The organism is Rhizobium sp. GW821-FHT14E12, from assembly GCF_058803745.1.
Genome location: NZ_JBXAPH010000002.1, coordinates 1097235 through 1122250, shown reverse-complemented (window position 1 = coordinate 1122250; position 25016 = coordinate 1097235). Strand labels below are relative to the sequence as shown.

The window sequence follows — 25016 nt, the reverse complement described above, 5'->3', positions numbered from 1 at the left end:
CGATGCTGATTCCATCACTATAGATGGCAGAAACAAGAGCAGGCAACGCCTCAAGCAGAGAGATCATCGCGGATGCAGGCCTTGAAATGGCCGGGCGAGACTTCCCGCAGCTTCGGCACGGCGTCGGCGCAGGCCGGCAGCGCATTCGGACAGCGGGTGCGAAAGACGCAGCCGCTGGGCGGGTTGGCCGGGCTCGGAATGTCGCCCTTGAGGATTTGCCGGTCGCGCCGCGCGTCCGGATCGGGCGAGGGGATCGCCGAAAGCAAGGCCCGCGTATAGGGATGCTGCGGCGAGACATAGAGTTCGCTGCTCGGCGCAATCTCCATGATGCGCCCGAGATAGAGCACGATGATCCGGTCGCAGATATATTCGACCACGGCGAGGTCATGCGAGATGAAGAGCATGGTGAGGCCGAGGCGTTGCTGCAGGTCGCGCAAGAGGTTGATGACCTGCGCCTGGATCGACACGTCGAGGGCCGACACGGGTTCGTCGGCAACGAGGAAATCCGGCGCGAGCGTCAGCGCCCTTGCAATGCCGATGCGCTGGCGCTGGCCCCCGGAAAACTCATGTGCATAGCGATGGATGGCATCGGCCGGGAGGTCCACTTGCTCGAGTGCGGTTCGGGCGCGATCAAGCCGCTCCTTCGAGGTGCCGATAGCCTGGATCGTCAGGCCCTCGGTGAGGATTTCACCGATCGTCATGCGGGGCGAGAGGCTCGCGAACGGATCCTGGAAGATATATTGCATGCGCGGCCGGAGCCGCCGCATCGCCGATGTCGAGAGGGTGGTGAGATCATTGCCGTCGAAGCGGATGCTGCCTGCCGAGGGTTCAATGAGGCGCAGCACCGAGCGGCCGATCGTGGTCTTGCCGCTGCCGGATTCGCCGACGAGACCGACCACTTCACCTCTGCCGATCTCGAAGGAGATGTCCTGCAGGACGTTGGTCTTGGTGCCGCGGGCCGTATAGTGCTTCGCGAGATTGCGAACGGAAAGCAGGGGCTCGTTCATCTAGATCTCCTGCCAGCGGATGCAGCGGCTTTGATGGCGCGGATTGATTTCGGCGAGCGGCGGCACGGCGGCGCGACAGGCGTCGATCGCGAACGCGCAGCGCGGCGCGAAGGCACAGCCGGCCGGCATGTTCATGAGGGTGGGCACCATGCCTGGAATGGCAGCGAGCTTTTCGCCGGCCTGCTTCATGCGGCTGGCATCGCCGAGCCTCGGCATCGAGGCCAGTAGCCCGATGGTATAAGGGTGTCTCGGATTGCGGAAAACCTCGCTCACCGGCCCTGTCTCGACAATCCGGCCGGCATACATAACCGCCACCCGATGGGCGATCTCTGCGACCACGCCGAGATTGTGCGTGACGAACAGCATGGCCATGCCGCGCTCGCGCTGCAGTGCTCGCAATAGGTCGAGAATCTGCGCCTGGATGGTGACGTCGAGCGCCGTCGTCGGCTCGTCGGCGATCAGCAGTGTCGGGTCGCAGGCGAGTGCCATGGCGATGGTGGCACGCTGGCGCATGCCGCCCGACAACTCATGCGGATATTGGCCGGCGCGGCGTCTGGCATCGGGAATGCCGACGCTATCGAGAAGCCCGATGGCCGCATCCAGCGCGGCTTTGCTACTCGCTTCACGATGGATGCGGATCGGCTCGGAAATCTGGTCGCCGATGGTAAAGACCGGATTGAGGCTCGACATCGGCTCCTGAAAGATCATGCCGATATCGTCGCCGCGGATTGAGCGCATCTCCTTCTCGTCGAGCAGTACGAGATCGCTGACCTGGCCGGACTTGCGCTTCAGCCGGATGCTGCCGGCCGCGATCATGCCGATATCGCGCGCCAGCAGGCGTATCACCGAAAGGCTGGTCACCGATTTGCCTGAACCGGATTCGCCGACCAGCGCCAGCGTCTCGCCGGCCGCGATAGAAAGACTGAGATCATCGACCGCCGTCACCGCGCCGGAGCGGAGGCGGAAGACCGTCCGCAGCCCCCTGATGTCGAGTATGGTCTCAGTGCTTTCTTGCATCATGACCGTCAGTCAAGCAGGCCGGTGGCGCGCAGAATATCATTGATTTTGCCGGTCTCGGCGTCGTTGAGGGCGGCGCGCGGTCTCGGCATCAGGGCGGTGTCGATGATCCCCAGGCTCTTCATCGCGGCCTTGAAGGCGCCGATGCCGGAGGCTCCGCCGCTGACGCGGCCCTGCGCCACCCAGACGATCTCGAACAGCCGGCAAAGGCGCTCCTGCTCCTTGCGGGCCGCGATCCAGTCGCCACGTTGCGCGGCATCCCAGAGCCGGACATAGCCATGCGGATCGACATTGGCGATGCCGGGCACAACGCCATGCGCGCCCATTAGCAACGCATTGTCGACGACGATTTCCGAGCCGGTCATCAGGAAGATATCCTTCCGGTCGGCGAGATCGAGCAGCAGGTAGCGGAAATTGCCGTCGTCGCCGCTGGAATCCTTGACGCCGATGATCGTGCCTTCGCGGGCAAGCTTGACGGTCGTCTGGCGTTGCAGCTTCGCATGCACGCAGACCGGGATGTCATAGGCGATCAGCGGTACGTCGACCGCGTCGCGGATATAGCGGAAATGATCGAGGATCTCCGGTTGGCTGGTGACGGTGTAGAAGGGAGCGGTAACGACGATCGCATCGGCGCCTGCCGCCTTGGCGACCTTTGCGTGGTCGATGACGCGGTTGGTGGTCGGATCGATCACGCCGACGATCAGCGGCACGCGGCCGTTGATCACCTTGGCCGAGTGCTCGATGATCTCCTGTCTCGTCTTTTCGTCATGGAAAATCACTTCGCTCGTCGAGCCGAGCACGAAGAGACCATGGCAGCCGGCTTCGATCAGATGCTCCAGCACCCGCGTATAGGAGGCGTAGTCGACGGTGAAATCTGCGTTCAGCGGCGTGACGACGGGGGGAACAACACCCTTGAATTTGCTCATGTTAGCTTTCTCTCAGTGGTTAGCTTTGCTCAGTGCGAGGGTCGAAGGCATCACGAAGGCCATCGCCGATGAAGTTGATGGCAAGGACGGCAAGGACGAGTGCGCCGCCGGGGAAGAGCCATTGCCAGGGGTATTGCTCGAACACGGCCGTCGAGCGGGCGGTGTTCAGCATGTTGCCCCAGCTTGCGGCGGGCGGGGCGATGCCCAGCCCCAAGAAGGAAAGGCCGGCTTCGAGCAGGATGGAATTGGCGATCTGCAACGTCGCGAAGACGACGAGAATATCGATCGAGTTCGGCAGGCCGTGGCGCAGAAGCAGATGCGGGAGACCGGCGCCCATGCCGCGCGCCGCAATCACGAAATCCCGCTCGCGCAGTTCGAGGAGGCGCGAGCGGATCATGCGCGCCAGAAGCGGCCAGGAGAGCAGCGAGATGACGAGGACCGTCGGCCAGATGCCGGTGCCGGCGATCGAGGCCAGCACCAGAAGGAAGATCACCGGCGGCAGCGTCATGACGAGATCGACGAAACGCATGGTGACCGCGTCCGCGAAGCGGCCGGCAAGGGCGGAGATCGCGCCAACCAGGAAGCCGATGGCTGCCGAGATCGCGGTCGATCCGATGGCGACGAGCAGCGAGATCCGTCCGCCGGCAAGCACGCGGGCGAACACGTCGCGACCGACGCCGTCGGTGCCGAACCAATGCTTGGCGGTCGGCCCGCTGTTCATGGCAAGCAGGTCGATGTCGTTCGGCCTGAAGCTCCACCATAGAGGATAGGAGAGGATCAGCACGAGCATCGGCACGATCAGACAGATGCCAAAGAGAGCAAGCCGATTGAACAGGAAGCGCTCGAAGGCACGGGCGAGCGGGCCAGGGCTGCGGGTGGGGGAGCGGGCCAGCATCGCTCAACCCACCTTGATGCGCGGATCGATCACCGCATAGGTGATGTCCGTCAGGAGGTTGACGACGATGACGCAGGCGCCGATCACCAGTGTCGCGCCCATGATGACCGGATAGTCTCGCGCGCCGACGGCGTCGACTAAAAGCAGCCCCATGCCTGGCCAATTGAAGACACTCTCGATGAAGATCGCGCCGCCGATCGCAAGGCCGATGGTCGAGCCGATGAGGGTGACGACGGGAAGCAGCGCATTGCGCAGCGCGTGCTTGGCAATGACCCAGAATTCATAGACGCCCTTGGCGCGCGCGGTGCGGACATAATCCTGATTGAGCACCTCAAGCAGCGAGGCGCGCATGTAGCGCGTGATGAGAGCCGCCTGGGCGATGGCGAGAAGCGAGGCGGGTAGAATGAGATGGCGCAGCAGATCGCCGATGGAAAAATCCGCCCCCGGTGTCAGCATGCCGCCGGATGGCATCCAATGCAGCCTGACGGAGAAGATATAGAGCCCGATCAGCGCGCTGAGGAAAGCAGGGCTCGAAATTCCGGCAAGCGCGAAGACGGAGAACGAGACGTCCAGCAGCGAGTTGCGGCGCACGGCGCTGACGACCCCGATCGCGATGCCGGCCACCACCGCAATCAGGATCGCCGAGCCCATCAAGAGCAGCGTTGGGCCGATGCGGGACAAAACGAGGCCGAGGACGGGTTGATCGAACCGCTTGATCGAATAGCCGAGATTGCCGGTGAGAGCCTCTTTGAGCCATGCCAGATATTGCACCGGCAACGGACGATCGAGGCCGAGCTGGGTCCGCAATTCCGCAAGATCGGCCGGCGACATCGGTACGTTCGGGTTGACATAGGCGTCGACCGGATCGCCGGGAGTAAGCCGCAAAAGAATGAAGGTCAGCAGGCTCACGGCGAGCAGCATTCCCAAGCCGATCAAAAGGCACCGGGCACTATATTTGAGCATGAAAACCGTCCCCTGTTGGGGTGGCACGGCTGAGCGCGCCACCCTCACGCTGCGGGAATGTCAGGCCTATTCGGCGAGCGACCACTTTTCCGGATGCGCCTGATAGGGGCCGCCGCCCGGTGCCGGGGTCCAGACGAAGTCCTTCACCTTAGAAGAGACGACGCCATAGCGGTTGGCCACCCAGAGCGTTCCCCAGGGGAGTTCACTGTTCATGACCTTGCAGACGTCCTGGTAGTGCAGGTTGCGCTTGGCGGGGTCCGTTTCGCCGAGCGCTCCGTCGAGCGCTGTGGTCAGATCCGGCATGCGAGCGCGCACCACGTTGGCGCCGGCCGGCGGGATCTGCTTCTCGTTGAGGCCGGCATTGATGCTGCTTGGATCTGGGCCGTTCTGCAGGCCGGCATAGATCATCTGGAACTGCGCGACATCCGGTTTCGGATTGAGCACGATGCTGTTGAAGGTCGGTGTGTCGACCGCGCGCGGCGTGACGTTGATGCCGACCTGGGCGAGCATGGCCTGCAGGGCGGCCATGACATTGGCCGCGAGCGGCGTGCTGTAATAGGTCAGCAAGGTGATCGGCTTGTCGCCATTGATCTTGTCCCAGCCGGCCTCTTTCAGCAGTTGTCGGGCCTTTTCCGGATCATAGCCATAGGGCTCGACATCCTTCGGCACGAGATGATCGGCGACATAGGCGCAATTGGCCTGCTTGGCGGCGCCGCCATAGAGGCTTTGGACGATGGCGGGGCGGTTGACGGCATACATGACCGCTTGGCGGACGCGCAGGTCCTTCCAGATCGGTGAGTCATGGTTGAAGCCGAGATAGTTCACCACGAAGGACTCACCCTCGATCACCCGGAAATCGGCGTTGCCCTTGAAGGTCGATACGTCGTTGGAATCGACATAGGTGAACTGGATTTCGCCAGCCCTCAGCGCTGAGATCGCCGCCGCTGGATCGGCGAAATACCGGTCTATCAGCTTCTCCAGCGCCGGCTTGCCGCCGCGATAGTCTGTGTTGGCCGAAAGCTCCACATATTGGTCCGCCACATAGCGGGTGAATTTGAAGGGGCCGGTGCCGATCGGCGCAGTGGACCACCAGCTATTCTTGGCAAGCTGGTCGGCGGGGATCTGCGATAGCGCATGCTCCGGCAGCATCATGATCTTGGTCATCGTGTCCATCAGACTGGCCGATGGCGTGCTGAGCTTGACAACCAATGTTCTATCGTCCGGTGTCTCGATCGAGGAGACGGCCGTCAGGCGGGCGGCGAGAACGGAGCCGGTCTTGGGGTTCTTTGCAAGCTCTATGGTGAACTTCGCATCCTTAGCCGTAAAAGCCTGTCCGTCATGCCATTTCGCGTCCGTGAGCTTGAAGGTATAGCTGCGCTGATCGGCGCTGACCTCATAGGACGAGGCCAATACGCCGACGACCTTCTGCAGCTTCTCGTCATAGCTTACCAGCGGCTCGTAGTAGATGCTGAGCCAGGTGAAGCCGCCAGTGGCCGCCAGCGGATTGAAGTTACCCTGAAAGCCGCCGGGTCCGACATCGAAGCCGCCGGACAATGTTGCCGCCGACGCCGGAGCGGAAATAGCCGGGATGGTCACCGTTGACGCCAGCGTGGCGAGCGCGATGGCCGATGACAGTCTGGACAGTCGATTCATTATGTTCCTCCCACATTTGAATTCGTCTTGTTATTGGCGATCACCCGGGAAATGCCCTGGTAATGGCGGTCCAGCCTCAGCTTGGCCTCCGCGAGGTCCCGCGCCTCCACCGCGTCGACGATTGCCGCGTGATCCTTCCAGGTGCCGACTGGATCGAGATTGTCGAGGTTGACGAAATCGGAGGCCTTGTAGAAGGCCATCCAGAAGACATCGATGAGCCGGACGAGCGTTTCGTTGTCCTGGCAGCGGAAGAGCAGGCGATGGAAAAGCTGGTCGTCCTCGGCGAAAGCCTCTCCCTTCTCGGCATGTACGCGCATGCGGTTCACGGTTGCCCTGAGCTCGGCGATATCCTCCTCGCCGATGATCTCCAGGGTTTTGCCGATAAGGCCGACTTCCAGCGTGCGGCGGATCTCCAGGACTTCCTCGATCTGGCGGAGCGCGCCGCCAAGTCCATAGGCGAGGTTGTCGAGCAGCGGCTCGAAGGAGAAGGCTTTGACGAAGATGCCGACACCGCGCCGCGATTCCAGCACGCCGAGCGATTCCAGCGCCTTGATGCCTTCCCGCAATGAGTTGCGGCTAACCCCGAGCTGATGGGCAAGTTCCCCCTCGGCCGGCAGCATGGCGCCGGGCTGAAGCGTATTATCGGCGACGTAGGCCCGCAGACTCTCTTGTACGGACACATGCAGCAGCGGCGCGCGGGTTAGAGGCTTCATCGTCTTGAGGGTCATGAAAGGTCTCGCTTCATCATCGTGCCAAAAGCAAATATCCACTTGTAGGATATCTGTCAAATGGATATCTGGTGCAGCGGCGATGATTGACCCTTGGGTGACCGTCTCAGCAGGCTTTTGCACAGGGAGGTTTCGTGTCGCAGGAGGTCGCGGCCTTGACTCCCAAAACGTTTTGGAGTTCATTCCCAAAACGTTTTGGAAGAGGCGATGTCAAACCTCAAGCAGCTTGCCAATTCTCTTGGCCTGTCGATCACGACCGTCTCGCGGGCGCTGGATGGCTATGCGGATGTTTCGCCGGCAACACGCTTGCGGGTGGAAGAGGCAGCACGCCTGGCGGGGTATCAACCGAACGCCTCCGCGCGACGGTTGCGGCGCCAGCGTGCCGAACTGGTCGCCGTGCCCCTGCCGAGCGCGCCGGGCCAGATCAGCCCGCCATACTTCATCGACATGCTGTCCGATTGTGCCGAGCATCTCGCCGTCGCGGGCCTCAATCTGGTGATTGCACCGGTGCCGAGAGGCAAGAGCGAGCTGGACATGTGCCGTCGCTTCGTCGATGGCCACCGTGTCGACGCTATGGTTCTCGTCCGCACGAAACGGCACGACGAGCGCGTCGAGTTTCTGCAATCGCGGGGCATTCCTTTCGTCACCCATGGCCGCACGGAGGCGGGGACGCCGCATGCCTTCATCGATGGGGACGGCCATGCCGGGTTTCGCGAGGCCACGCTTCGCTTCGCGAAAGAGGGCCATGTCCGCATCGGTCATCTCGCCGGGCCGGGCGACTACAATTTCGCGCATTTGCGGCGGACTGGCTGGGAAGCGGGGCTTTCCGAGGCCGGTCTGAATGCGGATCTTTTTGCGGTCGGCGATCCGACCGAGCGCGGCGGATATGAGGCTGCGAAGGCGCTGATGTCGGGCGCGCTCAAGCCCACCGCTATCCTGTGCTGCACCGATGAAATGGCGATCGGGGCTCTCAGTGCTCTTCGCGAGATCGAGGGTGGAGACGCGGTGAGCCTTATCGGGCACGACGATGTGCCAATGGGCGCCTATAGCGACCCACCGCTTTCGACCATGCACATGACCGGAGCAAACGTCGGCGAGCGGCTGGCGTCGCTGCTTTTGCGTGCGATCGCAGGCGAGGATCCCGCGAGACTTCAGGAAATCTATCCGGTGGAATTCGTTCCGAGGGAAAGCCACCGCCGCCGCCCCTGACAGCCGAATGCATGCCCGGCCCACGCGGCCGACGTTTCAAAGAGGAGGAAACCAATGAAGCGCTCATATCTATACGGCCTGGTCGTTGCCGCAAGCTTTGCGACCACCTCGCTTGCTTATGCGGACACGATTTTCCTGTCCACGCAGTTGCGGCCGATCGAAGAGGCGACCGTGGTGCGCGAACAGCTCCTGAAGGATGTGAAGACTCCCGTCGAATATGTGGTCGAGGAGCCGCCGCAATTTGCTGTTCGCATGGAAGCCGAGCGGCAGGCGGGTAAGCACACGATCAGCCTGGTCGGCGCTTTGCATGGCGAGCTGTCGCCGATCGCCGCCAAGGACGGGTTTGTGCCGCTTGACGATATGGCCGCCAAGTTGGAGGCGGCCGGCATGCCGAAGAGCGTGATCGATCTCGGCAAGCTGGGGACGGACAAGCAGCAGTACATTCCCTGGATGCAGGCAACCTATGTGATGGCCGCTAACAAGGAGGCGCTGCAATATCTTCCGGATGGCGCCGATATCAATGCGCTGACCTACGACCAGCTCATCGCCTGGGGCAAGAAGATGCAGGAGGCGACGGGCCAGCCACGCATCGGTTTCCCCGCTGGTCCCAAGGGTCTGATGCCGCGGTTCTTCCAGGGCTATTTCTACCCATCCTTCACTGGTGGCGTGGTGCGGCCGTTCAAGTCCGCTGAGGCGGCCAAGGCCTGGGAGAGCTTCAAGCAGCTCTGGTCGGTCGTCAATCCGAACTCGACCAACTACAATTTCATGCAGGAGCCGCTGCTGTCCGAGGAAGTCTGGGTCGCCTGGGATCATCTGGCGCGTCTGAAAGAGGCTGTCAGCAGCAATCCCGACCAATATGTCGTCTTCCCGGCACCAGCAGGCCCAGAGGGACGCGGCTATATGCCGGTTGTGGCCGGTCTCGCCATCCCGCAGGGCGCGCCGGACGAAGCGGGCGCGCGCGCCGTGATCGAGCATCTCATCCAGCCCGACATCCAGCTCACGGCGGCCGAAAAGGTCGGCTTCTTCCCGACGGTGGATGCGAAACTCCCCGAGAATATCGATCCGGGTATTGCTCTTCTGGCTGGGGGTGTCGATGCGACGCAGAACGCCAAGGACGCCATCGTCTCGCTGCTCCCGGTCGGCCTCGGCGACAAGGGTGGGGAGTTCAACAAGGTCTACATGGATACGTTCCAGCGGATCGTCATCCGCAACGAGCCGATCGATCAGGTGCTGAACGAGCAGGCCGCCGCTCTTTCCAAGATCATGACGGACACTAAGGCGCCGTGCTGGGCGCCGGACAAGGCCAGTGATGGCGCTTGCCCGGTCGAATAGGCCATCCGGTCGCCGTGGGTTCCGGCTGTTGCTGGAGCCCACGATCCAACGCGAGTAATATTCATGACTGCAAACCGCTCCGTGGTTCCCTATCTGCTGATTGCACCGGCCGTCCTTTTCCTGGCGGTCCTGTTCGTCGTTCCGCTTGTGCAGACGATCTGGCTTGCCGTTTCGCAGGACGGGAGCTTTTCGGCCGCCAACTTCCAGACGCTGACGCGCGATCTGAATTTCTCGTCGGCCATCCGCAACACGTTCCTTCTGACGCTTGCCGTGGTCCCGATCCAGATTGCCATGGCGCTCGTCATGGGCAGCATGGTTGCCAAGGTTGGAGGAGGGCGGGAGACGATCCTCTGGATCTGGACGATCCCGCTCGGTATTTCCGATCTGGCCGCCGGCCTGGTCTGGCTCTCGATCCTGCAAAACAGCGGCTATCTCAATAGCCTCCTCTTCGAGCTTGGTATCATCTCGCGGCAGGCAAATTGGCTGACCTACCAGACCCCGGTCGCCCTGTTCATCGGGATTGCCATCGCCGAGATCTGGCGCGGCACCGCGATCGTCATGGTCATCATCGTCGCCGGTCTCAACCAGGTGCCCAAGGAATTCCGTGAGGCGGCCGAGATCTTCGGCGCCAGCCGCTGGACGCGGTTCCGCCGGATCACGCTGCCGTTGATCCGGCCGGCGCTGCAATCGGCACTGATCCTCCGCACGGTGCTCGCCTTCGAAGTGTTCGCCGTCGTCTACGCGCTCGGAGGGACCAACATGCCGGTGCTCGTTGGCGAGGCCTATACCTGGCAGAATCAGAACCAGAATTACGGCGTTGCCGCGGCCTATGCCGTGCTGATCATGGTCATCTCGCTTGCTGCCACCGTCGTCTATCTCAAGGCCGTCAAGGTCGACCCGGAGCGTCTGCCATGAGCGCGTCACGCACAGCGAGCTTCACCGGCGCGCGTACTCTCCTGTTGTGGAGCGGCATCGTCGTGCTCTGTGCCTGGGTCCTGGTGCCGATCTATCTTGTGGCGCTCGGCGCTCTCGGCGGCAAGACGGGCGTCTATAAATGGCCGAAGTCGATCCTGCCATCCAGCATCTCGATCGATCCCTTCCTGCTCTTTCTGAAGACGGAGGGGGTCGCGACCGCCTTCCTGAATTCGCTCGGCGCGGCGGCAATCACCGTCGTGCTGTCGATCCTGATCGGTGCCCCGGCGGGTTATGCGCTTGCGCGCTACCAGTTCCGGGGCAAGGATAGTTTCCGGTTGCTGGTGCTGCTGACGCGCGCCTTTCCGCTGGCGATCCTCGCCTTGCCTCTGACTGTCTCCTTCATCCGCATGGGGCTCTACGACACCGTTGTCGGCGTTGGTTTGGTGCATACGGTGCTGGCGCTGCCTTTTGCCGCGCTCGTCACCCAGGGCATCTTCATGGGCGTCCCACGGGAGTTGGAAGAGGCGGCATGGGTATTCGGCTGCTCGCGCATCGAGGCCTTCTTCCGCATCGTCGCGCCGATTGCGCTTCCGGGGCTTGCGGCAACCGCCGTCTTCGCTTTCGTCATCTCCTGGAACGAGGTGTTCGCGGCATCCGTGCTGACCGTGCGCAACAGGACCTTGACGGCCTATCTCCTGACTGTGCTTGCGGAAAGTCCGCTGCATTATCGTTTCGCGGGAGGGCTGCTTCTCATCCTTCCTTCCGTCGTCTTCATCTTCGCGGTCAGGCGCTACCTGTTCGCGATCTGGGGCATCTCCAGCAAATGAGCGGGATCTGACCATGGCAAATATCAAAATCGATTGCATCAAGAAGAGCTTCGGCTCTTTCGATGCGCTGAAGGAAATCTCGCTGGACATCGGTGATGGCGAATTCGTGTCGCTGCTCGGCCCGTCGGGATGCGGCAAGACGACCTTGCTGCGCATCATCGCGGGGCTGGAAACCGAGACGTCGGGCGACATCCTGATCGGCGGCAAGGCCGTGAATGGCCTGGCGCCTAAGGATCGTGGTCTTGCCATGGTGTTCCAGAACTATGCTGTCTTTCCGCATATGACGGTTTTCGAGAATGTCGCCTTCGGCCTGCGCATGCAGAAGGCTGATGCTATCAGGGTCAAGACGCAGGTGGAGAAGGCGGCGGCGCTGCTTCATATCGAACCCTATCTCGACCGCTATCCGAACAAGCTGTCCGGCGGCCAGCGGCAGCGTGTTGCTGTGGCCCGCGCGCTGGCGGTCGAGCCGCAGGTGCTGCTGATGGACGAGCCGCTGTCCAATCTCGATGCGCTTTTGCGGCTGGAGATGCGGACCGAGCTTAAGGCCGTATTGCAGGCATCGGGCACGACCACCGTCTATGTCACGCATGACCAGACCGAGGCCATGGGCCTCTCCGACCGCATCGCCGTCATGTACAACGGCCGCATCGAGCAGGTAGGGCCGCCTGTCGAGATCTACAGCCATCCGGCAACTCGTTTCGTCGGCGGCTTCATCGGAAATCCTCCGATGAACTTCATCCGGCTACCGGTCGAAGGCGGGACGGTGAAGCTTGGGAGCCAGGCACAGGCCGTGCCGCAGACAAGCGGCGATATCGTGCTTGGCCTGCGCGGCGAGGACGTGGCGCTTGCGCCTCTGTCTGAAGGCCTGCCGCTCGACGTGCGCGTCTCCGAACCGATGGGTTCGCACCTGCTGCTGACCGGAACGATCGCCGGCCAACCCGTCCGGGTGATCCTGCCGTCGGGTGAAAAGGTCAGAGCCGGCGACAGGATCGGGCTGAGGCCTGATCCGAGCCGCTTGACCTGGCTCTCGCCGGATACCGGCATTGCGCTCAACACCGCCGCCAACTGACCAGAATTCCATATAGGACCACGACATGACGGATTTTATTGCCCAGGCCCGGGCCATCCTGAAGACGAACGATCGCGGTGGCTACACGGTGCCGACCGACCGGCTCTATCCCTTCCAGTGGAACTGGGATTCTGCCTTTGTCGCCATGGGGTTTGCGGCCTATGACGTGCCCCGCGCCTATCGCGAGCTCGAACGCCTGGTGGAAGGCCAGTGGGCTGATGGCATGATACCCCATATCGTTTTCCACGCGCCGAGCGACAGCTATTTCCCTGGTCCGGATGTTTGGCGGACCTCGCACACCACCGCGACCTCCGGCATCACCCAGCCGCCCGTCTTCGGCATGGCGCTGAAACGCGTCCATGATGCCGCGGTTGGTAACGGTCTTGCGAATGCCGCCGAACGGTCCGCACCCCTCTTTGAGGCAGCGCTGCGCTGGCATCGGTGGTGGTATGCGGCGCGCGACCCCAAGCAAACAGGGCTTGTCGCCCTGCTGCACCCTTGGGAAAGCGGCAGCGACAACTCGCCGGCCTGGGATATTGCGCTGGCGCGCGTGCCCACCACGACAGAGACCGTCGTCGCGCGCAAGGATACCGGCCATGTGGATCAGGCCATGCGCCCGCGCGATGAGGACTACCGGCGGTTCATCCACCTTGTCGATACCTATGCGGCCTGCGGCTGGGGTCCCGAGCGCCAATGGAAGGCAGCCCCTTTCAAGATCGCTGAGGTGCAGACGACCGCCATTCTCCTGAGATCAGGCGAGGAGCTGGAGCGTCTTGCCATTGTGCTTGGCCGGACTGACGAGGCAGCAGAGCTGCGGCAGATGAATACCCTGTCTCGGAAGGCATTATTGGCACAGTGGCGCCCGCATCTACGCCGCTTTGTCTCGCGCGATCTCATATCTGGAGAGGATGTGGAGGCTCCGACGCAGGCCGGGTTCATTCCGCTGCTGGCACTCGACCTGGAGCCCGCCATTCTGGACGCAGCCTGCGCGGAGATGGAAAGCTGGGCCGAAGGATTGGCAGTGGCCTTTCCGTCAACGCCGCAAGCTTTTGCAGGGTTTGAAGCCAAGCGCTATTGGCGCGGTCCGGTGTGGGGCGTCATAAACTGGCTGCTGATCGCCGGCCTTCGCCGCAATGGTCGTGTTGATCTGGCCGAAGGGCTTCGCGCCGCGACGGTTCAGGCGGTCGAGCGACAGGGTTTCGCGGAGTATTTCGATCCACTGACCGGCGAAGGCTGCGGCGGTCTCGATTTTTCATGGACGGCGGCGGCCTATATTGAGTTCACGCGAAAGGCGACTTGAGGTTGCTCGATCGACCCCATGGTCGCCTGAGCTGATCTGCCGTTCGCAGGCAGGTCGAGCCGGCCCCTGCATACAGGGCCGGCTTGCTGTCGCCAGCCACGGTCATTTGCCGTGGCAGCAGCTCCCTTTTCCTTCCGAAGATGACGGCTGCCGGTTGTCGATACTGTGATGGTTCGTCTTGGCCGGCAGGTTCATCGCGATATTCTCGCCAAAGAAGCCGTTCGGCTTCAGCGTGAAGCCCGCATATTCGACCGGCATGATGGGAAAGTCCTCCGGCTTGCAGACATGCGTGTGGCCGAAGGAGTGCCATAGGACTACATCTGCGTTTTCGATCGGCCGGTTCTGCTTCACATATTTCGGCAGCCCGTCACCGCCGGCATGGACATTGGGATAATCGCCGCTTGCGTACTTCTCCTTGGGATCGAAGGCCGTGACCCAGATGTGTTTGGTCGCAAAGCCGCCGCGCTCGCGCACGGTCGAGCCTTCCTGCGCGAGCATCAACGGGCTTGGCATGACGGCGATCTTGTAGCCGGGGGCACGACCGACGCTGTTTTTCTCGTTCGGATTGCTGACCTTCCAGTATTTGCCGGTGACGCCGTCGGCAACGGCAGGCGAATCCAGTTCGCGTGCGAGTACCTTCGTCGTCGTGTCGAAGACGTTGCCGTAGGGGTTGTCCTTGCCCCAGGGACGCGGCACGAATTCGTGCTCGCTCACCGTGTTGCCGCCGCCGTCAACATCCATGTGCAGGCGTGCGTTGAAGAAATGCTGATGGGTCGGGCCGCCGAGATTTTCGTCGACCATGCCGCCCCATGCATAGGTCTCGCCGGGTGCTACCGCCGCCGTCTGGATGATGCCGGTCAGCTTGGCTTCGAGCTGGATGGTGCCGTCCTGATAGAGATACCAGTAGAAGCCATAGTCGTAGTTTCCGACCGTTGCGAAGAAGCTGATCACCAGGCGGCGCGAGCGGCGCACTTCGAAAATATCGTTGCGGAACTCATAGTGCTTCCAGAGGATGCCGTAATCTTCCTCGTGCATGCAGACGGCATTCTTCATGACAAAGGGCTGGCCGAGGTCGTCGGCTGCCGGAATATCGAAATAGTGGATCTGCCCCAGGCAGTCGCAGCCGAGTTCCAGCGAGTTCGCCAGTCGGCCAAGGCCATATTCACCGGCGTCGAAGGCGCTCTTCCAATAATGGTTTGCCGTCGGATCGGCATAGGGGACCACCATTTCCGTGACACTGGCGCGGAAGATGACCGGCCGCAGCCTGCCCTTGTCGTTGATCGCCAGTTCGTGCAGCACGAGCCCCTCGCGGGGCGTGAAACCGACGCGGAAGCTCCAGTTCTGCCATTCGACCTTCCAACCGTCGACGCTGAAGCTCGGGCCGTCGGGCTGGACGATGTTCAGCGGCTTGACGTCCTTGCGCGTCTCCGGAAAGGCTTCGCGGCCATAGTTTCGCTTCTTCTTCGGAACCGGCGGTGCTTTCTCGTCATCAACGAGGTCGACGACCTTGTTGCTGGTCAGATCGACCACCGCGACGACGCCCTCGATCGGGTGGGCGTAGCCGTTGTCGCGAATGTCCTCGCGCCAGTAGCTGACGGCACGGACGATGCGCTTGCCCTTCTCGAAATCGCGGCCGAAATAGCCCGAGGAAAAAGGGTCAATCTGGACGAGGGGAATGTCCTCTTCGGTGATACCACGACGCTTGACCGCCCCGCGCCAGGCCGGGTCGTTCTTGACGATCTCCTCGCAGCGCATGAACTCCTCGATCATGACCGGCGGCTGGCCGTAAGGCGCCTGATCGAGCGGCAGGCGCTCGAAGCCGTGCACCCGCTTGCGGCTGAGATCGACGATCGCCTCGGCGACCTCGCCGGACAGGGTATCGAGCACCAGCACGAAAGCGAGACGCGGGAGCGCCGCGCCGGATTTCCAACCGGCGATGTCCACCTTTGTCGGCTCCTCCAGCCGGACGATCGGGAAGCGGCATTGCGGTCCGAGCTTGCGCTCCTCCCTGGCGATCAGCACCGCTTCCTCGATTTCGGCGAGGCTCAGGGGATCGAGCGGATGGGTGACGGAAACCTGAGTATCCATGAAACTATCCTTTCTGAATAGGCGCGGCGCTGACGGCTTTGGTGTTGGGATGATGGCAGCCTGGGGCTGCGTTCAATGGCCAGCCGTGGCGGCGTGGCAGATATCGGCAGGCATCATTGCGTCTTCGCCATGAAGGCAGACAATGCCGCAGAGGAGGTGGAAGTGAACGGACGCGGTGAAGAGCATCGCGATCACGGTGGTGGCGATGACCGCGGAAAACCCGCGATCATCGAAGGAGGGAAGAAGGGCCTGCATCATTCGAAGACCTTCCCGAGCGAAGCGTAGAGGGTGGGACGGCTGGACTTCAGCCATACGGCGAACGCAGCCCCCAGCAGGCCGACAAGCGCGATGAGGTAGGGGAAGGATGCGACGATCAGGCTTTCCGAGCCGGAGAGCAGCGACAGGTTGGCGCTGACGAGCCCGAGTGCGCCAAGAAGGCCAAGCAGGCTGATCAGCGGTGCGATCAGGGTCTTCCAGAGGCTGAGGCCGCTGTTCGTCTTGCGGAAGAAGAGGATGATCGCCACGCAGACCAGCACCTGAACGGCGAGAATACCGATCGTCGCGAGCGCCGCCATCCACGAGAAGACCACCGCATACGGATCCTGACCGCCGATGACGAAGCCCGCCAGGATGATTGCGGCAATCGCACTCTGCACAAGGCCGGCAATATAGGGCGACCCATGCTTGGCGTGCACCGTGCCGAGGACTTGGAGCACGATCCCTTCGCGACCGAGTGCGAAGAAATAGCGGTTGATGGTGTTGTGGAACGACAGCACGCAGGCAAACAGGCTGGTGATCAGCAGGATGTTCATCACCTGCACCGACCAACTGCCCAACACGGCGCCGGCGGCGTTGAAAAAGAAGGTATCGAGGCCGGCTTGGGCTGCCCCCGAAACCTTGGATGGCCCGTAATATTGCACGATCGCCCAGGTGGAGAATGCGTAGAAGACGGTGATCAGCAGCACCGCGACATAGGTCGCGCGCGGAATGGTCTTCTCCGGCGTCTCGGCTTCTTCGGCGAAGATCGCCGTTGCTTCGAAGCCGATGAAGGAGCCGATGACGAAGACCAGTGCCACGCCGAGCCCGGGGCCAAGCACGGTGGAGGGGGCAAAGGATGTCAATCCCATGCCTTCCGGTCCACCGCCGGAAAAGACGATGCCGATATCGAGCAACAGCAGGATGGCGATCTCGGCGATCATGCAGACGCCAAGAATATGACCGCTGAAGGCGATGTTTCGCTGTCCGCACAGGGTCACGATGATGATCGCGGCAAAGGAGTAGACCCACCATGGCAGCGTCATGCCGAGCGGCGCGAGAGCGCCACCGACAAAAACGCCAAACAGCGCGTAGATCGCGATCTGGACGGCGCTATAGGTGACGATCGCCATCATCGCCCCGCCGACGCCGGCCGGTTTGCCGATGCCCTGGGCGATATAGGTATAAAATGCGCCCGCGCCGCCGACATAACGGCTCATGGCCGTAAAGCCGACGCTGAAGATCAGGTAGAGCAATCCGGACAGCACGAAGGCGCCGGGGACGCCAGCGCCGTTGCCGAAAGCGAAGGCGGCGGGTGAAGCGCCGACCACCGCCGTCAGCGGCGCTGCCGCTGCGACGACGAAGAAGACGATGTGAAGAAGGCCGATCGAATTCTTCTGAAGCCGGCCTGATGGTGGTTGATTGGGCATGCTCGTTTCGACAGACATGAGAACCCCTCTTTTTAGCTTTTATCGGCTCAGGCTAGGGGCTTCGGTCTGGTCCAAGAATTGCAAGATACGCCATAGTTTCGATAAACCGCGCCACGCGGCGCCATGAAGGTGAATTGAATGGCAGGTGCATCCGATTTCAGCAGGCGCCCTCCCGCGATTGCCGCAATTCGCGCCTCCGTGTTGGTCCCCCTGGTGCAGGAATTGGATAAAAGACACGGCAAAACCGACGTTCTTCTCGCCTGCCACGGGATTTTGCGGTCGCAACTCGACGATCCCTACGCATTTGTACCCTTGGCGCGTTATGTCGCTATCTTCGAAGAGGCAGCCGAAATCTTGCGTGAGCCGACGCTTGGCGCGCGGCTCGGTATCTCGTTCAAACCGGCCGATATCGGCCCGCTGGGCATCTTGTTTTCCGCCTCCTCGACCATCCGCTCCGCCTTTCAACGCCTGTCGAAACATGTCGTCGCGCTGCAGGGCGTGACGCGCGCCGGCCTGATCGAGGAGGGCGATAATCTACTCTGGAGCTATAAGCTGGAGGATCCACGGCTGTGGCCGCGCCATCAGGATACGGAATATTCCCTTGCCGCATCCTGTCAGCTCGTCCGCAGCTCCTTCAGTGCGTCCTGGCGGCCTGTCGAAATCCACTTCGAGCATGCGGCGCCCCGCGACCGGGAGCCGCTGCAGAGGATCTTCCGGGCGCCGCTTCTCTTTTCGCAATCCAGCAACCGGATTGTCATGCTAAAGGCGGATGCCGACCGCCATTATCGCAACGAGGATAGCGATCTGACGGCGATCCTCGAGCGCCATATCGGTGATCTCTCCTCCGGCAATGTCGATCAGGACAGCGTGCGGGAAAAGGTGCTATCGGTCATCGCCATCTATCTCGGCCACAAGCCGATCACCATCGCAGCCATTGCCACCGAGCTGAAGCTTTCGGTCAGAACCCTGCAGCGGCGCCTCGGCGACGAGAACACGTCGGTTCGCGCCCTGGTGCGGGAATATCGTGCCGGGATCGCGCAGCTTTATCTCAGGGCCGGCACATCGGGCTACTCCCGCCTCGCCGACACGCTGGGCTATGCGGACAGCACGGTATTCTGGCGGGCGTTCAAGGCCTGGACCGGCCTGTCACCGTCGACCGTGGCGGCGGAAGACGAGCGCGTGCGGTCGTCCTGATCTCCAGAACTAGACCTGCGTTGCGGGTGTAACCCGGAGGTCCAGTATCAGACGCTCGATATAGCTGGCGACGGCACCCACCATGTCGAAAGATGTCGGGTCGCGCAGCCATAGCATCTGCAGGCCGTCCATCATGGCGATCACCTCGGCGGCGATCGCCGGACAGTCGACTTCCCGCTTCACTTCCTCACGCAAGATGCCATCTTCGAGTTTCGCCGCGATATTCGTCTGCAACTGCCGTGCGCGATCGCTGAACCAGGCCTTTGCCGGATGGTTCTGCGTCAGGCTTTCGGCGTTGAGGATCGCAAAGGCGCGGACGACTTCCGGAATGCTTGTGTTGTATTTCGCGATTTGGATCAGGCCGAGCAGGAAGGCGCGCCAATTCGCCTGACCGACGTCGATCGCGGCCGAACTTTCGAGATCCCGCTTGTCAAGGATCGCCAGCAGCAGATCCACCTTGGTCGGAAAGTGATGCAACAGGCCGGGAAGGGACAGGCCGACATCCTTGGCGACATCCGCGATGGCGGCGCTCTGATAGCCCTCCCGGGAGAAACGATGCATGGCGGCGGCGAGGATCGCCTCACGCCGCGAGGCGCCTTTGGCAGAGTTTCGCCGCTTTATGCCTTCGCTTTGATTTTCGGTGCCCGGCCCGACGGTCATTCCCTGTTCCCCCGATTCCGTTCGGTTCTAGCGCGATTTGTATGCCCCGGCCAACCTGTGGGTACTCCTCTCTTGACTCTTTAAAAAGACCGAGTAATCGGTAGGTTTAATAGTATAAGATATCTCATGTCCATCGTACATGTCAGTCTCGACGCAAATCAGGGCAACGGTGCGCCATGCAGATGGCGCGTTGATAAGGTCAATATTTCGGGCGGCAACGCCTGCCTGATGGTCCCGACCGGATCGGGCTAAGATGAGAGGGTCCCCTATGATCGACGATATTCTCGACAAGATGACACTGGAGGAGCAGGTCTCGCTGCTCTCGGGCGCGGATTTCTGGACGACGGTTGCGGTCGAGCGGCTCGGTGTGCCGAAGATCAAGGTCACCGACGGCCCCAATGGCGCACGCGGCGGCGGGTCGCTGGTCGGCGGCGTCAAATCCGCCTGTTTCCCGGTCGCGATCGCGCTCGGAGCAACCTGGGACCCGGCGCTCATCGAGCGCGCTGGCGTGGCGCTCGGCGGGCAGGCCAAGAGCAAGGGTGCATCGGTGCTTCTGGCTCCGACCGTCAACATTCACCGCTCGGGCCTCAACGGACGTAACTTCGAATGCTATTCGGAAGACCCGGCGCTGACGGCGGCCTGCGCTGTCGCCTATATCAACGGTGTGCAGAGCCAGGGCGTTGCCGCCACGATCAAACACTTCGTCGCCAATGAGTCCGAGATCGAGCGGCAGACGATGTCGTCCGATGTCGACGAGCGGACGCTGCGCGAAATCTACCTGCCCCCTTTCGAGGAGGCGGTGAAGAAGGCCGGCGTGAAGGCCGTCATGTCCTCCTACAATAAGCTGAACGGCACCTATACCAGCGAAAACCCCTGGCTGCTGACGAAAGTTCTGCGCGAGGAATGGGGCTTCGACGGCGTCGTCATGTCCGACTGGTTCGGCTCTCACTCGACGGCCGAGACCATCAATGCCGGGCTCGATCTGGAAATGCCAGGCCCCGCGCGGGATCGCGGCGAAAAACTGGTCGCAGCGGTCCGGGAAGGCAAGGTAAAGGCCGAGACGGTGCGGGCTTCGGCACGCCGTATCCTCCTTCTTCTCGAGCGGGTAGGAGCGCTTGAAAAGGCACCGGATCTCGCCGAACACGCGCTGGACCTGCCGGAAGATCGCGCGCTCATCCGTCAGCTCGGTGCTGAGGGCGCCGTGCTCCTGAAGAATGACGGCGTTCTGCCGCTTGCCAAATCCTCCTTCGACCAGATCGCCGTCATCGGCCCCAACGCTTCCTCCGCGCGCGTCATGGGCGGGGGAAGCGCGCGGATTGCCGCGCACTACACGGTGAGCCCGCTCGAGGGCATTCGCACCGCCCTGTCCAACGCCAACAGTCTCCGCCATGCCGCCGGCTGCAACAGCAACCGGCTGATCGACGTCTTCAGCGGCGAGATGACCGTGGAATACTTCAAGGGACGTGGCTTCGAGAACCGCCCGGTCCATGTCGAGGCCGCCGAAAAGGGTGAATTCTTCTGGTTCGATCTTCCATCCGAAGATCTCGACATCTCCGATTTCTCGGCGCGCATGACGGCGACCTTCGTCCCGCAGGAAACCGGTGAACACGTCTTCGGCATGACCAATGCCGGGCTTGCTCGCTTGTATGTGGACGGCGAACTGGTGGTCGATGGTTATGACGGCTGGACGAAGGGCGAGAACTTCTTTGGCACCGCGAACACCGAGCAGCGTCGGGCGGTAACATTGGATGCAGGACATCGCTACCGGATCGTGGTCGAGTATGAGGCGCCGAAGGCAAGTCTGGACGGTATCAACATATGTGCGCTCCGTTTCGGCGTCGAAAGGCCGCTTGGCGATGCCGGTATAGCGGAGGCGGTCGAGACCGCGCGCAAGTCTGATATCGTGCTGCTTCTCGTTGGTCGTGAAGGCGAGTGGGACACCGAGGGCCTGGATCTGCCCGACATGCGCCTGCCGGGCCGGCAGGAGGAACTGATCGCGAAGGTCGCGGAAGCCAATCCCAATGTGGTCGTGGTATTGCAAACGGGCGGTCCCATCGAAATGCCCTGGCTCGACAAGGTGCGCGCGGTGCTGCAGATGTGGTATCCCGGCCAGGAACTCGGCAATGCGCTCGCAGATGTTCTCTTCGGTGACGTCGAGCCTGCCGGCCGCTTGCCGCAGACCTTCCCGAAGGCGCTCACTGACAATTCCGCCATCACTGGCGATCCGTCGATCTATCCCGGTCGGGACGGGCATGTGCGCTACGCGGAAGGGATTTTCGTCGGCTATCGTCATCACGATACAAGAGAGATCGAACCACTCTTCCCCTTCGGCTTCGGCCTCGGCTACACCCGTTTTGCCTGGGGTGCCCCGCAACTATCGGGAACGGAAATGGGTCCGGATGGTCTCACAGTGATAGTCGATGTCACCAATATCGGCGACAGGGCGGGTTCGGATGTGGTGCAGCTCTATGTTCACTCTCCCAACGCCAGTGTCGAGCGGCCGTTCAAGGAACTGCGCACATTCGCCAAGCTCAAGCTGGCCCCGGGCGCGACCGGCACGGTGGTACTAAAGGTGGTCCCTCGTGACCTGGCCTACTTCGATGTCGAGTCAGGCCGCTTCCGCGCCGACGCAGGTGAATACGAGCTGATCATCGCCGCCAGCGCGACGGATATCCGGGGAGGGGTAAGTATTCACTTGCCGGTCGATCATGTGATGGAGCCGTAGGTTCAACTGCACAAATAGAATTGCGCTGCCACGGTTTTATCCGGGCGGCGCAAGTTACAAATAGGGTCGAACGAATGCTCGGAAGTGGATGGCCTAGAACAGCCGCTCCAGCCAGCCGTGCGTGTCGGGCGCACGACCGTTTTGAATGTCGAGCAGTGCCGTCTTGAGGCGTGTTGTCACCGGACCTGCACCGCCATCACCGATGGTGAAGTTGTGCTTGCGGCCCTTGAGCTTGCCGATCGGTGTTACCACTGCTGCCGTGCCGCAGGCGAAGGCTTCGCGCAAGCGGCCGCTGGCTGCATCCGCCTGCCATTGGTCGATCGCATAGGGCTCTTCGCGTACGGTAAGCCCGAGCTCGCGCGCCAGTATGATCAGGGAATCGCGGGTGATCCCCGGCAGGATCGTGCCGGTCAGCGGCGGGGTCTGGAGCGAGCCGTCATCGAAGACGAAGAAGACGTTCATGCCGCCGAGCTCTTCGACGAAACGACGCTCCACCGCATCGAGGAAGACGACCTGGTCGCAGCCTTCGCGGGTCGCTTCCGCCTGCGCGGAAAGGCTTGCCGCATAGTTGCCGCCGCACTTGGCTTCGCCGGTGCCGCCAGGGGCTGCGCGCGTATAGTTCTCGGACAGCCAGATTGTCACGGCCGACGCTCCGCCCTTGAAGTAGGCGCCGACGGAGGAGGCGATGACGCAGTAGATATAGTCGGCCGAAGGCTTGACGCCGAGCAGGCTTTCGGTCGCGATCATGAACGGCCGCAGATAGAGTGCAGCGCCATCCGTCGTCGGTATCCAGTCCCGATCAATCTTGACCAGCTCGCGCACGGATTCGAGGAAGAGCTCCTCCGGCAGTGTCGCCATCGCCAGCCGCGTGGCGGAATTGAGGAAACGCCGCGCATTGGCGTCGGGACGGAAGAGCGTGGCACCGCCATCGGGCAGGCGATAGGCCTTCATGCCCTCGAAGATTTCCTGGCCATAGTGGAACACCAGTGTTGCCGGATCGAGATTGAACGGCTTGCGCGCCTCGATCTTTGCGTCATACCAGCCACGGCCCTCGGAATAGCGGATAGTCGCCATGTGATCGGTGAAGACACGACCGAAACCGGGGTTCTGGAGCAGCGCTTCGCGCTCGCTGGCCGGAACGGGGTTCGAATTTCTCTCAAATACCAGGGTCTGCGGGCCGCTGTCACTCATCGTCTATTCCTGTCTGTTCCTCATTCGTGGCGGGCCGATTCCCCGCTCGCTCCTGCAGGCTGGTTTAGCCTAAATCGAGTGGCATTTGTTTGCTTTTATATTTGTTCAAATGAAAGTTTTCGCGTTCCTCCTCTGATTTTTCGACATTTCTAGTATTTTCTGCTCGTGGCGGGTAATTGGCGCGTGATGCCGCTCTAATGTATCGGCCCCTTATTTCCGGCAAAATGGATGCGATCGAGATCGGGCTGAATATCCATTCCGAGGTGCTGCGGCATTTTACCGGCGATCTCAAGCACGAGCTTGCGACGGATCGCGACCGCATAATCCTCGATCCTGTCCGGGGCGATCACGAAGGATCTGGGGCCGCCGATGACCTGCTGCCGGAAATAGCCGGGGAGGTCGGCGGTAACTCCCGGTTCGCTGCGGGCAACGGCGATGACGTTGATCACGTAGCCCTTCTTCATGGCCTCATCGCGGCTTTGCTCGACCGGCATGCCGTCATTGTTGGTGCCGTTCGAGGATATGTCGATGATCTTTCTCGTGGCGTGCCCCGGCCAGCGTTCGAGCAGGAAGCTGCTGATGTCGATGGCAAAGGACAGCGATGTCCCACCGCGTCCTCGGCGCTCCAAACCTGCATTGCTGTTATGAAAGATTGCGTCCGCAGCGGCTTCCAGATCCGCACGGCTGCATAGTTTCGTCCATGGCAGGACTGTGTCTAGGTCGCCGACGCTTGCCCATTCGACATAGGTGACTGCAATGCAGCCCGTCATTCCGCCCTCGATCGCGGACAGAACTTCTTTGGAGCGAAGGGCGGCGGCATGGCCGTTGCGCTGAAAATCGGCGGTCATCGGATCGATCGAGGACGATTTATCGACGGCAAGCACGATGGCCGCGTCGACGGTTTCCGGATAGGGGCTGGCTGCGAAAGAGGATACGGTGGGAATAAGCAGAGCCAATGCGCCGGCGAGAGCCGATAGTCTCCATCGGCGGCCATGCCTTGCATCCGTGGCGGGTGAGCTTGGATTCCCCAGCCGGAAGACGTCTTGCCATCGGATCATAATTCTTCCTCCTTGTTGATCAGCCATGTCGCTGCACGAGCGTGACGCCGAGGCCGACGGCAGCGATATCGGCTGCCGAGAAGATGAGGTTGACGGCCATTCCGAGGACGAGGAACTGCGCGCTGACCGGCATCGCAGCGGCAGGATCGACGAATTGCGGCAGGAACGTCAGAAAGAAGAGCGCGGTCTTCGGATTGAGGATCTCGACGACCATGCTGTCGCGCAGGACGGCGGGCTTGTGGTCGGCAGTTTCGCCGTGGCTTTGATGCCGGCCAAGGAGCATCGTCACGCCTAGCCTGACGAGATAGGCCGCACCGGCGAATTTCATGACCGCGTAGACCGTTGGGGCCTGATCGAGGAGAGCAGCAAGGCCGACGGTGGCAGCGGCGATATGAACATAGCAACCGAGATGCACGCCGAGTGCCGCCATCAATCCGGCGCGACGGCCATGCGCCAGCGTCTGCGCGGTCAAGTAGAGAATGGCCGGTCCGGGCATGCAGGCAAAGACAAGCGTCGCAAAGGCGAACGAAGTCCAGTGTTCCAGTGAAAGCATGGCGTATCCTTCGCTTTTGAA

Annotated in this window: 22 protein-coding genes; 8 read left to right on the top strand and 14 right to left on the bottom strand. The window is 61.9% G+C overall.

Going from position 1 to position 25016, the window contains the following annotated elements; genetic code table 11:
• Positions 1-50: 50 nt before the first annotated feature.
• The 7 genes from AC1RO0_RS13265 to AC1RO0_RS13235 all read right to left on the bottom strand — a co-directional run bounded on the left by AC1RO0_RS13265 (position 51) and on the right by AC1RO0_RS13235 (position 7189).
• The gene (locus tag AC1RO0_RS13265) at positions 51-1007 is read right to left on the bottom strand and encodes an ABC transporter ATP-binding protein (RefSeq protein WP_498593330.1); all 957 of its coding nucleotides are present in this window, start codon (positions 1005-1007) and stop codon (positions 51-53) included.
• On the bottom strand, positions 1008-2024 hold the full coding sequence (locus AC1RO0_RS13260) for an ABC transporter ATP-binding protein (RefSeq protein ID WP_498593381.1): 1017 nt from the start codon (positions 2022-2024) through the stop codon (positions 1008-1010).
• A gap of 8 nt (positions 2025-2032) precedes the next feature.
• Positions 2033-2950 (bottom strand): dihydrodipicolinate synthase family protein, encoded by a 918-nt coding sequence (locus tag AC1RO0_RS13255; RefSeq protein WP_498593329.1) that lies wholly within the window; start codon positions 2948-2950, stop codon positions 2033-2035.
• Positions 2951-2969: 19 nt separating this feature from the next.
• Positions 2970-3845: an ABC transporter permease gene (locus tag AC1RO0_RS13250; protein ID WP_498593328.1), complete on the bottom strand. Its 876-nt coding sequence runs from the start codon at positions 3843-3845 to the stop codon at positions 2970-2972.
• A gap of 3 nt (positions 3846-3848) precedes the next feature.
• Positions 3849-4808, bottom strand: a complete 960-nt coding sequence (locus tag AC1RO0_RS13245; protein ID WP_498593327.1) for an ABC transporter permease — start codon at positions 4806-4808, stop codon at positions 3849-3851.
• A 66-nt stretch (positions 4809-4874) separates the two neighbouring features.
• The gene (locus AC1RO0_RS13240; protein WP_498593326.1) at positions 4875-6461 is read right to left on the bottom strand and encodes an ABC transporter substrate-binding protein; all 1587 of its coding nucleotides are present in this window, start codon (positions 6459-6461) and stop codon (positions 4875-4877) included.
• Positions 6461-7189: a FadR/GntR family transcriptional regulator gene (locus AC1RO0_RS13235; RefSeq protein ID WP_498593325.1), complete on the bottom strand. Its 729-nt coding sequence runs from the start codon at positions 7187-7189 to the stop codon at positions 6461-6463. The genes AC1RO0_RS13240 and AC1RO0_RS13235 overlap by 1 nt, the downstream gene beginning before the upstream one ends.
• A 207-nt stretch (positions 7190-7396) precedes the next feature.
• On the opposite strand from AC1RO0_RS13235, the gene AC1RO0_RS13230 reads away from it, so the two are divergent.
• The 6 genes from AC1RO0_RS13230 (at position 7397) to AC1RO0_RS13205 (ending at position 13841) form a co-directional block, all read left to right on the top strand.
• Positions 7397-8398, top strand: a complete 1002-nt coding sequence (locus AC1RO0_RS13230; RefSeq protein WP_498593324.1) for a LacI family DNA-binding transcriptional regulator — start codon at positions 7397-7399, stop codon at positions 8396-8398.
• Positions 8399-8452: 54 nt separating this feature from the next.
• Positions 8453-9730: an ABC transporter substrate-binding protein gene (locus AC1RO0_RS13225; RefSeq protein WP_498593323.1), complete on the top strand. Its 1278-nt coding sequence runs from the start codon at positions 8453-8455 to the stop codon at positions 9728-9730.
• A 63-nt stretch (positions 9731-9793) separates the two neighbouring features.
• Positions 9794-10645 carry a carbohydrate ABC transporter permease gene (locus AC1RO0_RS13220; protein WP_498593322.1) on the top strand — a complete coding sequence of 284 codons (852 nt, stop codon included), beginning with the start codon at positions 9794-9796 and terminating at the stop codon, positions 10643-10645.
• Positions 10642-11472, top strand: a complete 831-nt coding sequence (locus AC1RO0_RS13215; RefSeq protein ID WP_498593321.1) for a carbohydrate ABC transporter permease — start codon at positions 10642-10644, stop codon at positions 11470-11472. The genes AC1RO0_RS13220 and AC1RO0_RS13215 overlap by 4 nt, the downstream gene beginning before the upstream one ends.
• A gap of 13 nt (positions 11473-11485) precedes the next feature.
• On the top strand, positions 11486-12541 hold the full coding sequence (locus AC1RO0_RS13210; protein WP_498593320.1) for an ABC transporter ATP-binding protein: 1056 nt from the start codon (positions 11486-11488) through the stop codon (positions 12539-12541).
• 25 nt (positions 12542-12566) lie between these two features.
• Entirely contained in the window at positions 12567-13841 is a 1275-nt protein-coding gene (locus AC1RO0_RS13205) for an MGH1-like glycoside hydrolase domain-containing protein (protein WP_498593319.1), read from the top strand.
• 102 nt (positions 13842-13943) lie between these two features.
• Here AC1RO0_RS13205 and AC1RO0_RS13200 read toward each other — a convergent pair whose 3' ends face one another.
• From AC1RO0_RS13200 to AC1RO0_RS13190, 3 genes are all read right to left on the bottom strand, one after another.
• Positions 13944-15929 carry a primary-amine oxidase gene (locus AC1RO0_RS13200; protein WP_498593318.1) on the bottom strand — a complete coding sequence of 662 codons (1986 nt, stop codon included), beginning with the start codon at positions 15927-15929 and terminating at the stop codon, positions 13944-13946.
• Positions 15930-16001: 72 nt separating this feature from the next.
• Positions 16002-16187 (bottom strand): hypothetical protein, encoded by a 186-nt coding sequence (locus tag AC1RO0_RS13195; protein WP_498593317.1) that lies wholly within the window; start codon positions 16185-16187, stop codon positions 16002-16004.
• Entirely contained in the window at positions 16184-17632 is a 1449-nt protein-coding gene (locus tag AC1RO0_RS13190) for an APC family permease (protein WP_498593316.1), read from the bottom strand. Before AC1RO0_RS13190 ends, AC1RO0_RS13195 begins: the two co-directional genes overlap by 4 nt.
• A 120-nt stretch (positions 17633-17752) precedes the next feature.
• Between AC1RO0_RS13190 and AC1RO0_RS13185 the strand changes: the two genes are divergently transcribed.
• On the top strand, positions 17753-18808 hold the full coding sequence (locus AC1RO0_RS13185) for an AraC family transcriptional regulator (protein ID WP_498593315.1): 1056 nt from the start codon (positions 17753-17755) through the stop codon (positions 18806-18808).
• Positions 18809-18817: 9 nt separating this feature from the next.
• Here AC1RO0_RS13185 and AC1RO0_RS13180 read toward each other — a convergent pair whose 3' ends face one another.
• Positions 18818-19468, bottom strand: coding sequence for a TetR/AcrR family transcriptional regulator (locus tag AC1RO0_RS13180; protein WP_498593314.1), 651 nt, complete (start codon positions 19466-19468; stop codon positions 18818-18820).
• Positions 19469-19736: 268 nt separating this feature from the next.
• Between AC1RO0_RS13180 and AC1RO0_RS13175 the strand changes: the two genes are divergently transcribed.
• Complete coding sequence (locus tag AC1RO0_RS13175; protein WP_498593313.1) at positions 19737-22193, top strand: beta-glucosidase H; 2457 nt, start codon at positions 19737-19739, stop codon at positions 22191-22193.
• A gap of 93 nt (positions 22194-22286) precedes the next feature.
• Here the strand turns inward: AC1RO0_RS13175 and AC1RO0_RS13170 are convergent, their stop codons facing one another.
• The 3 genes from AC1RO0_RS13170 to AC1RO0_RS13160 form a co-directional block, all read right to left on the bottom strand.
• Positions 22287-23384 carry a branched-chain amino acid aminotransferase gene (locus AC1RO0_RS13170; protein WP_498593312.1) on the bottom strand — a complete coding sequence of 366 codons (1098 nt, stop codon included), beginning with the start codon at positions 23382-23384 and terminating at the stop codon, positions 22287-22289.
• Positions 23385-23578: 194 nt separating this feature from the next.
• A complete protein-coding gene (locus AC1RO0_RS13165) occupies positions 23579-24442 on the bottom strand; it encodes a DUF1194 domain-containing protein (RefSeq protein WP_498593311.1) in 864 nt (287 codons plus the stop codon).
• 19 nt (positions 24443-24461) lie between these two features.
• Positions 24462-24995, bottom strand: a complete 534-nt coding sequence (locus tag AC1RO0_RS13160) for a LysE family translocator (RefSeq protein ID WP_498593310.1) — start codon at positions 24993-24995, stop codon at positions 24462-24464.
• Positions 24996-25016: the final 21 nt, after the last annotated feature.

Bases quoted from the DNA above. Each gene is read 5' to 3' on its own strand.
- AC1RO0_RS13215 (WP_498593321.1), top strand. From the start codon at position 10,642: ATGAGCGCGTCACGCACAGCGAGCTTCACCGGCGCGCGTACTCTCCTG.
- AC1RO0_RS13265 (WP_498593330.1), bottom strand. From the start codon at position 1,007: ATGAACGAGCCCCTGCTTTCCGTTCGCAATCTCGCGAAGCACTATACG.
- AC1RO0_RS13220 (WP_498593322.1), top strand. From the start codon at position 9,794: ATGACTGCAAACCGCTCCGTGGTTCCCTATCTGCTGATTGCACCGGCC.
- AC1RO0_RS13205 (WP_498593319.1), top strand. From the start codon at position 12,567: ATGACGGATTTTATTGCCCAGGCCCGGGCCATCCTGAAGACGAACGAT.
- AC1RO0_RS13245 (WP_498593327.1), bottom strand. From the start codon at position 4,808: ATGCTCAAATATAGTGCCCGGTGCCTTTTGATCGGCTTGGGAATGCTG.
- AC1RO0_RS13165 (WP_498593311.1), bottom strand. From the start codon at position 24,442: ATGATCCGATGGCAAGACGTCTTCCGGCTGGGGAATCCAAGCTCACCC.
- AC1RO0_RS13170 (WP_498593312.1), bottom strand. From the start codon at position 23,384: ATGAGTGACAGCGGCCCGCAGACCCTGGTATTTGAGAGAAATTCGAAC.
- AC1RO0_RS13200 (WP_498593318.1), bottom strand. From the start codon at position 15,929: ATGGATACTCAGGTTTCCGTCACCCATCCGCTCGATCCCCTGAGCCTC.
- AC1RO0_RS13260 (WP_498593381.1), bottom strand. From the start codon at position 2,024: ATGCAAGAAAGCACTGAGACCATACTCGACATCAGGGGGCTGCGGACG.
- AC1RO0_RS13250 (WP_498593328.1), bottom strand. From the start codon at position 3,845: ATGCTGGCCCGCTCCCCCACCCGCAGCCCTGGCCCGCTCGCCCGTGCC.
- AC1RO0_RS13210 (WP_498593320.1), top strand. From the start codon at position 11,486: ATGGCAAATATCAAAATCGATTGCATCAAGAAGAGCTTCGGCTCTTTC.
- AC1RO0_RS13180 (WP_498593314.1), bottom strand. From the start codon at position 19,468: ATGACCGTCGGGCCGGGCACCGAAAATCAAAGCGAAGGCATAAAGCGG.
- AC1RO0_RS13175 (WP_498593313.1), top strand. From the start codon at position 19,737: ATGATCGACGATATTCTCGACAAGATGACACTGGAGGAGCAGGTCTCG.
- AC1RO0_RS13195 (WP_498593317.1), bottom strand. From the start codon at position 16,187: ATGATGCAGGCCCTTCTTCCCTCCTTCGATGATCGCGGGTTTTCCGCG.
- AC1RO0_RS13255 (WP_498593329.1), bottom strand. From the start codon at position 2,950: ATGAGCAAATTCAAGGGTGTTGTTCCCCCCGTCGTCACGCCGCTGAAC.
- AC1RO0_RS13185 (WP_498593315.1), top strand. From the start codon at position 17,753: ATGGCAGGTGCATCCGATTTCAGCAGGCGCCCTCCCGCGATTGCCGCA.
- AC1RO0_RS13190 (WP_498593316.1), bottom strand. From the start codon at position 17,632: ATGTCTGTCGAAACGAGCATGCCCAATCAACCACCATCAGGCCGGCTT.
- AC1RO0_RS13160 (WP_498593310.1), bottom strand. From the start codon at position 24,995: ATGCTTTCACTGGAACACTGGACTTCGTTCGCCTTTGCGACGCTTGTC.
- AC1RO0_RS13225 (WP_498593323.1), top strand. From the start codon at position 8,453: ATGAAGCGCTCATATCTATACGGCCTGGTCGTTGCCGCAAGCTTTGCG.
- AC1RO0_RS13230 (WP_498593324.1), top strand. From the start codon at position 7,397: ATGTCAAACCTCAAGCAGCTTGCCAATTCTCTTGGCCTGTCGATCACG.
- AC1RO0_RS13240 (WP_498593326.1), bottom strand. From the start codon at position 6,461: ATGAATCGACTGTCCAGACTGTCATCGGCCATCGCGCTCGCCACGCTG.
- AC1RO0_RS13235 (WP_498593325.1), bottom strand. From the start codon at position 7,189: ATGACCCTCAAGACGATGAAGCCTCTAACCCGCGCGCCGCTGCTGCAT.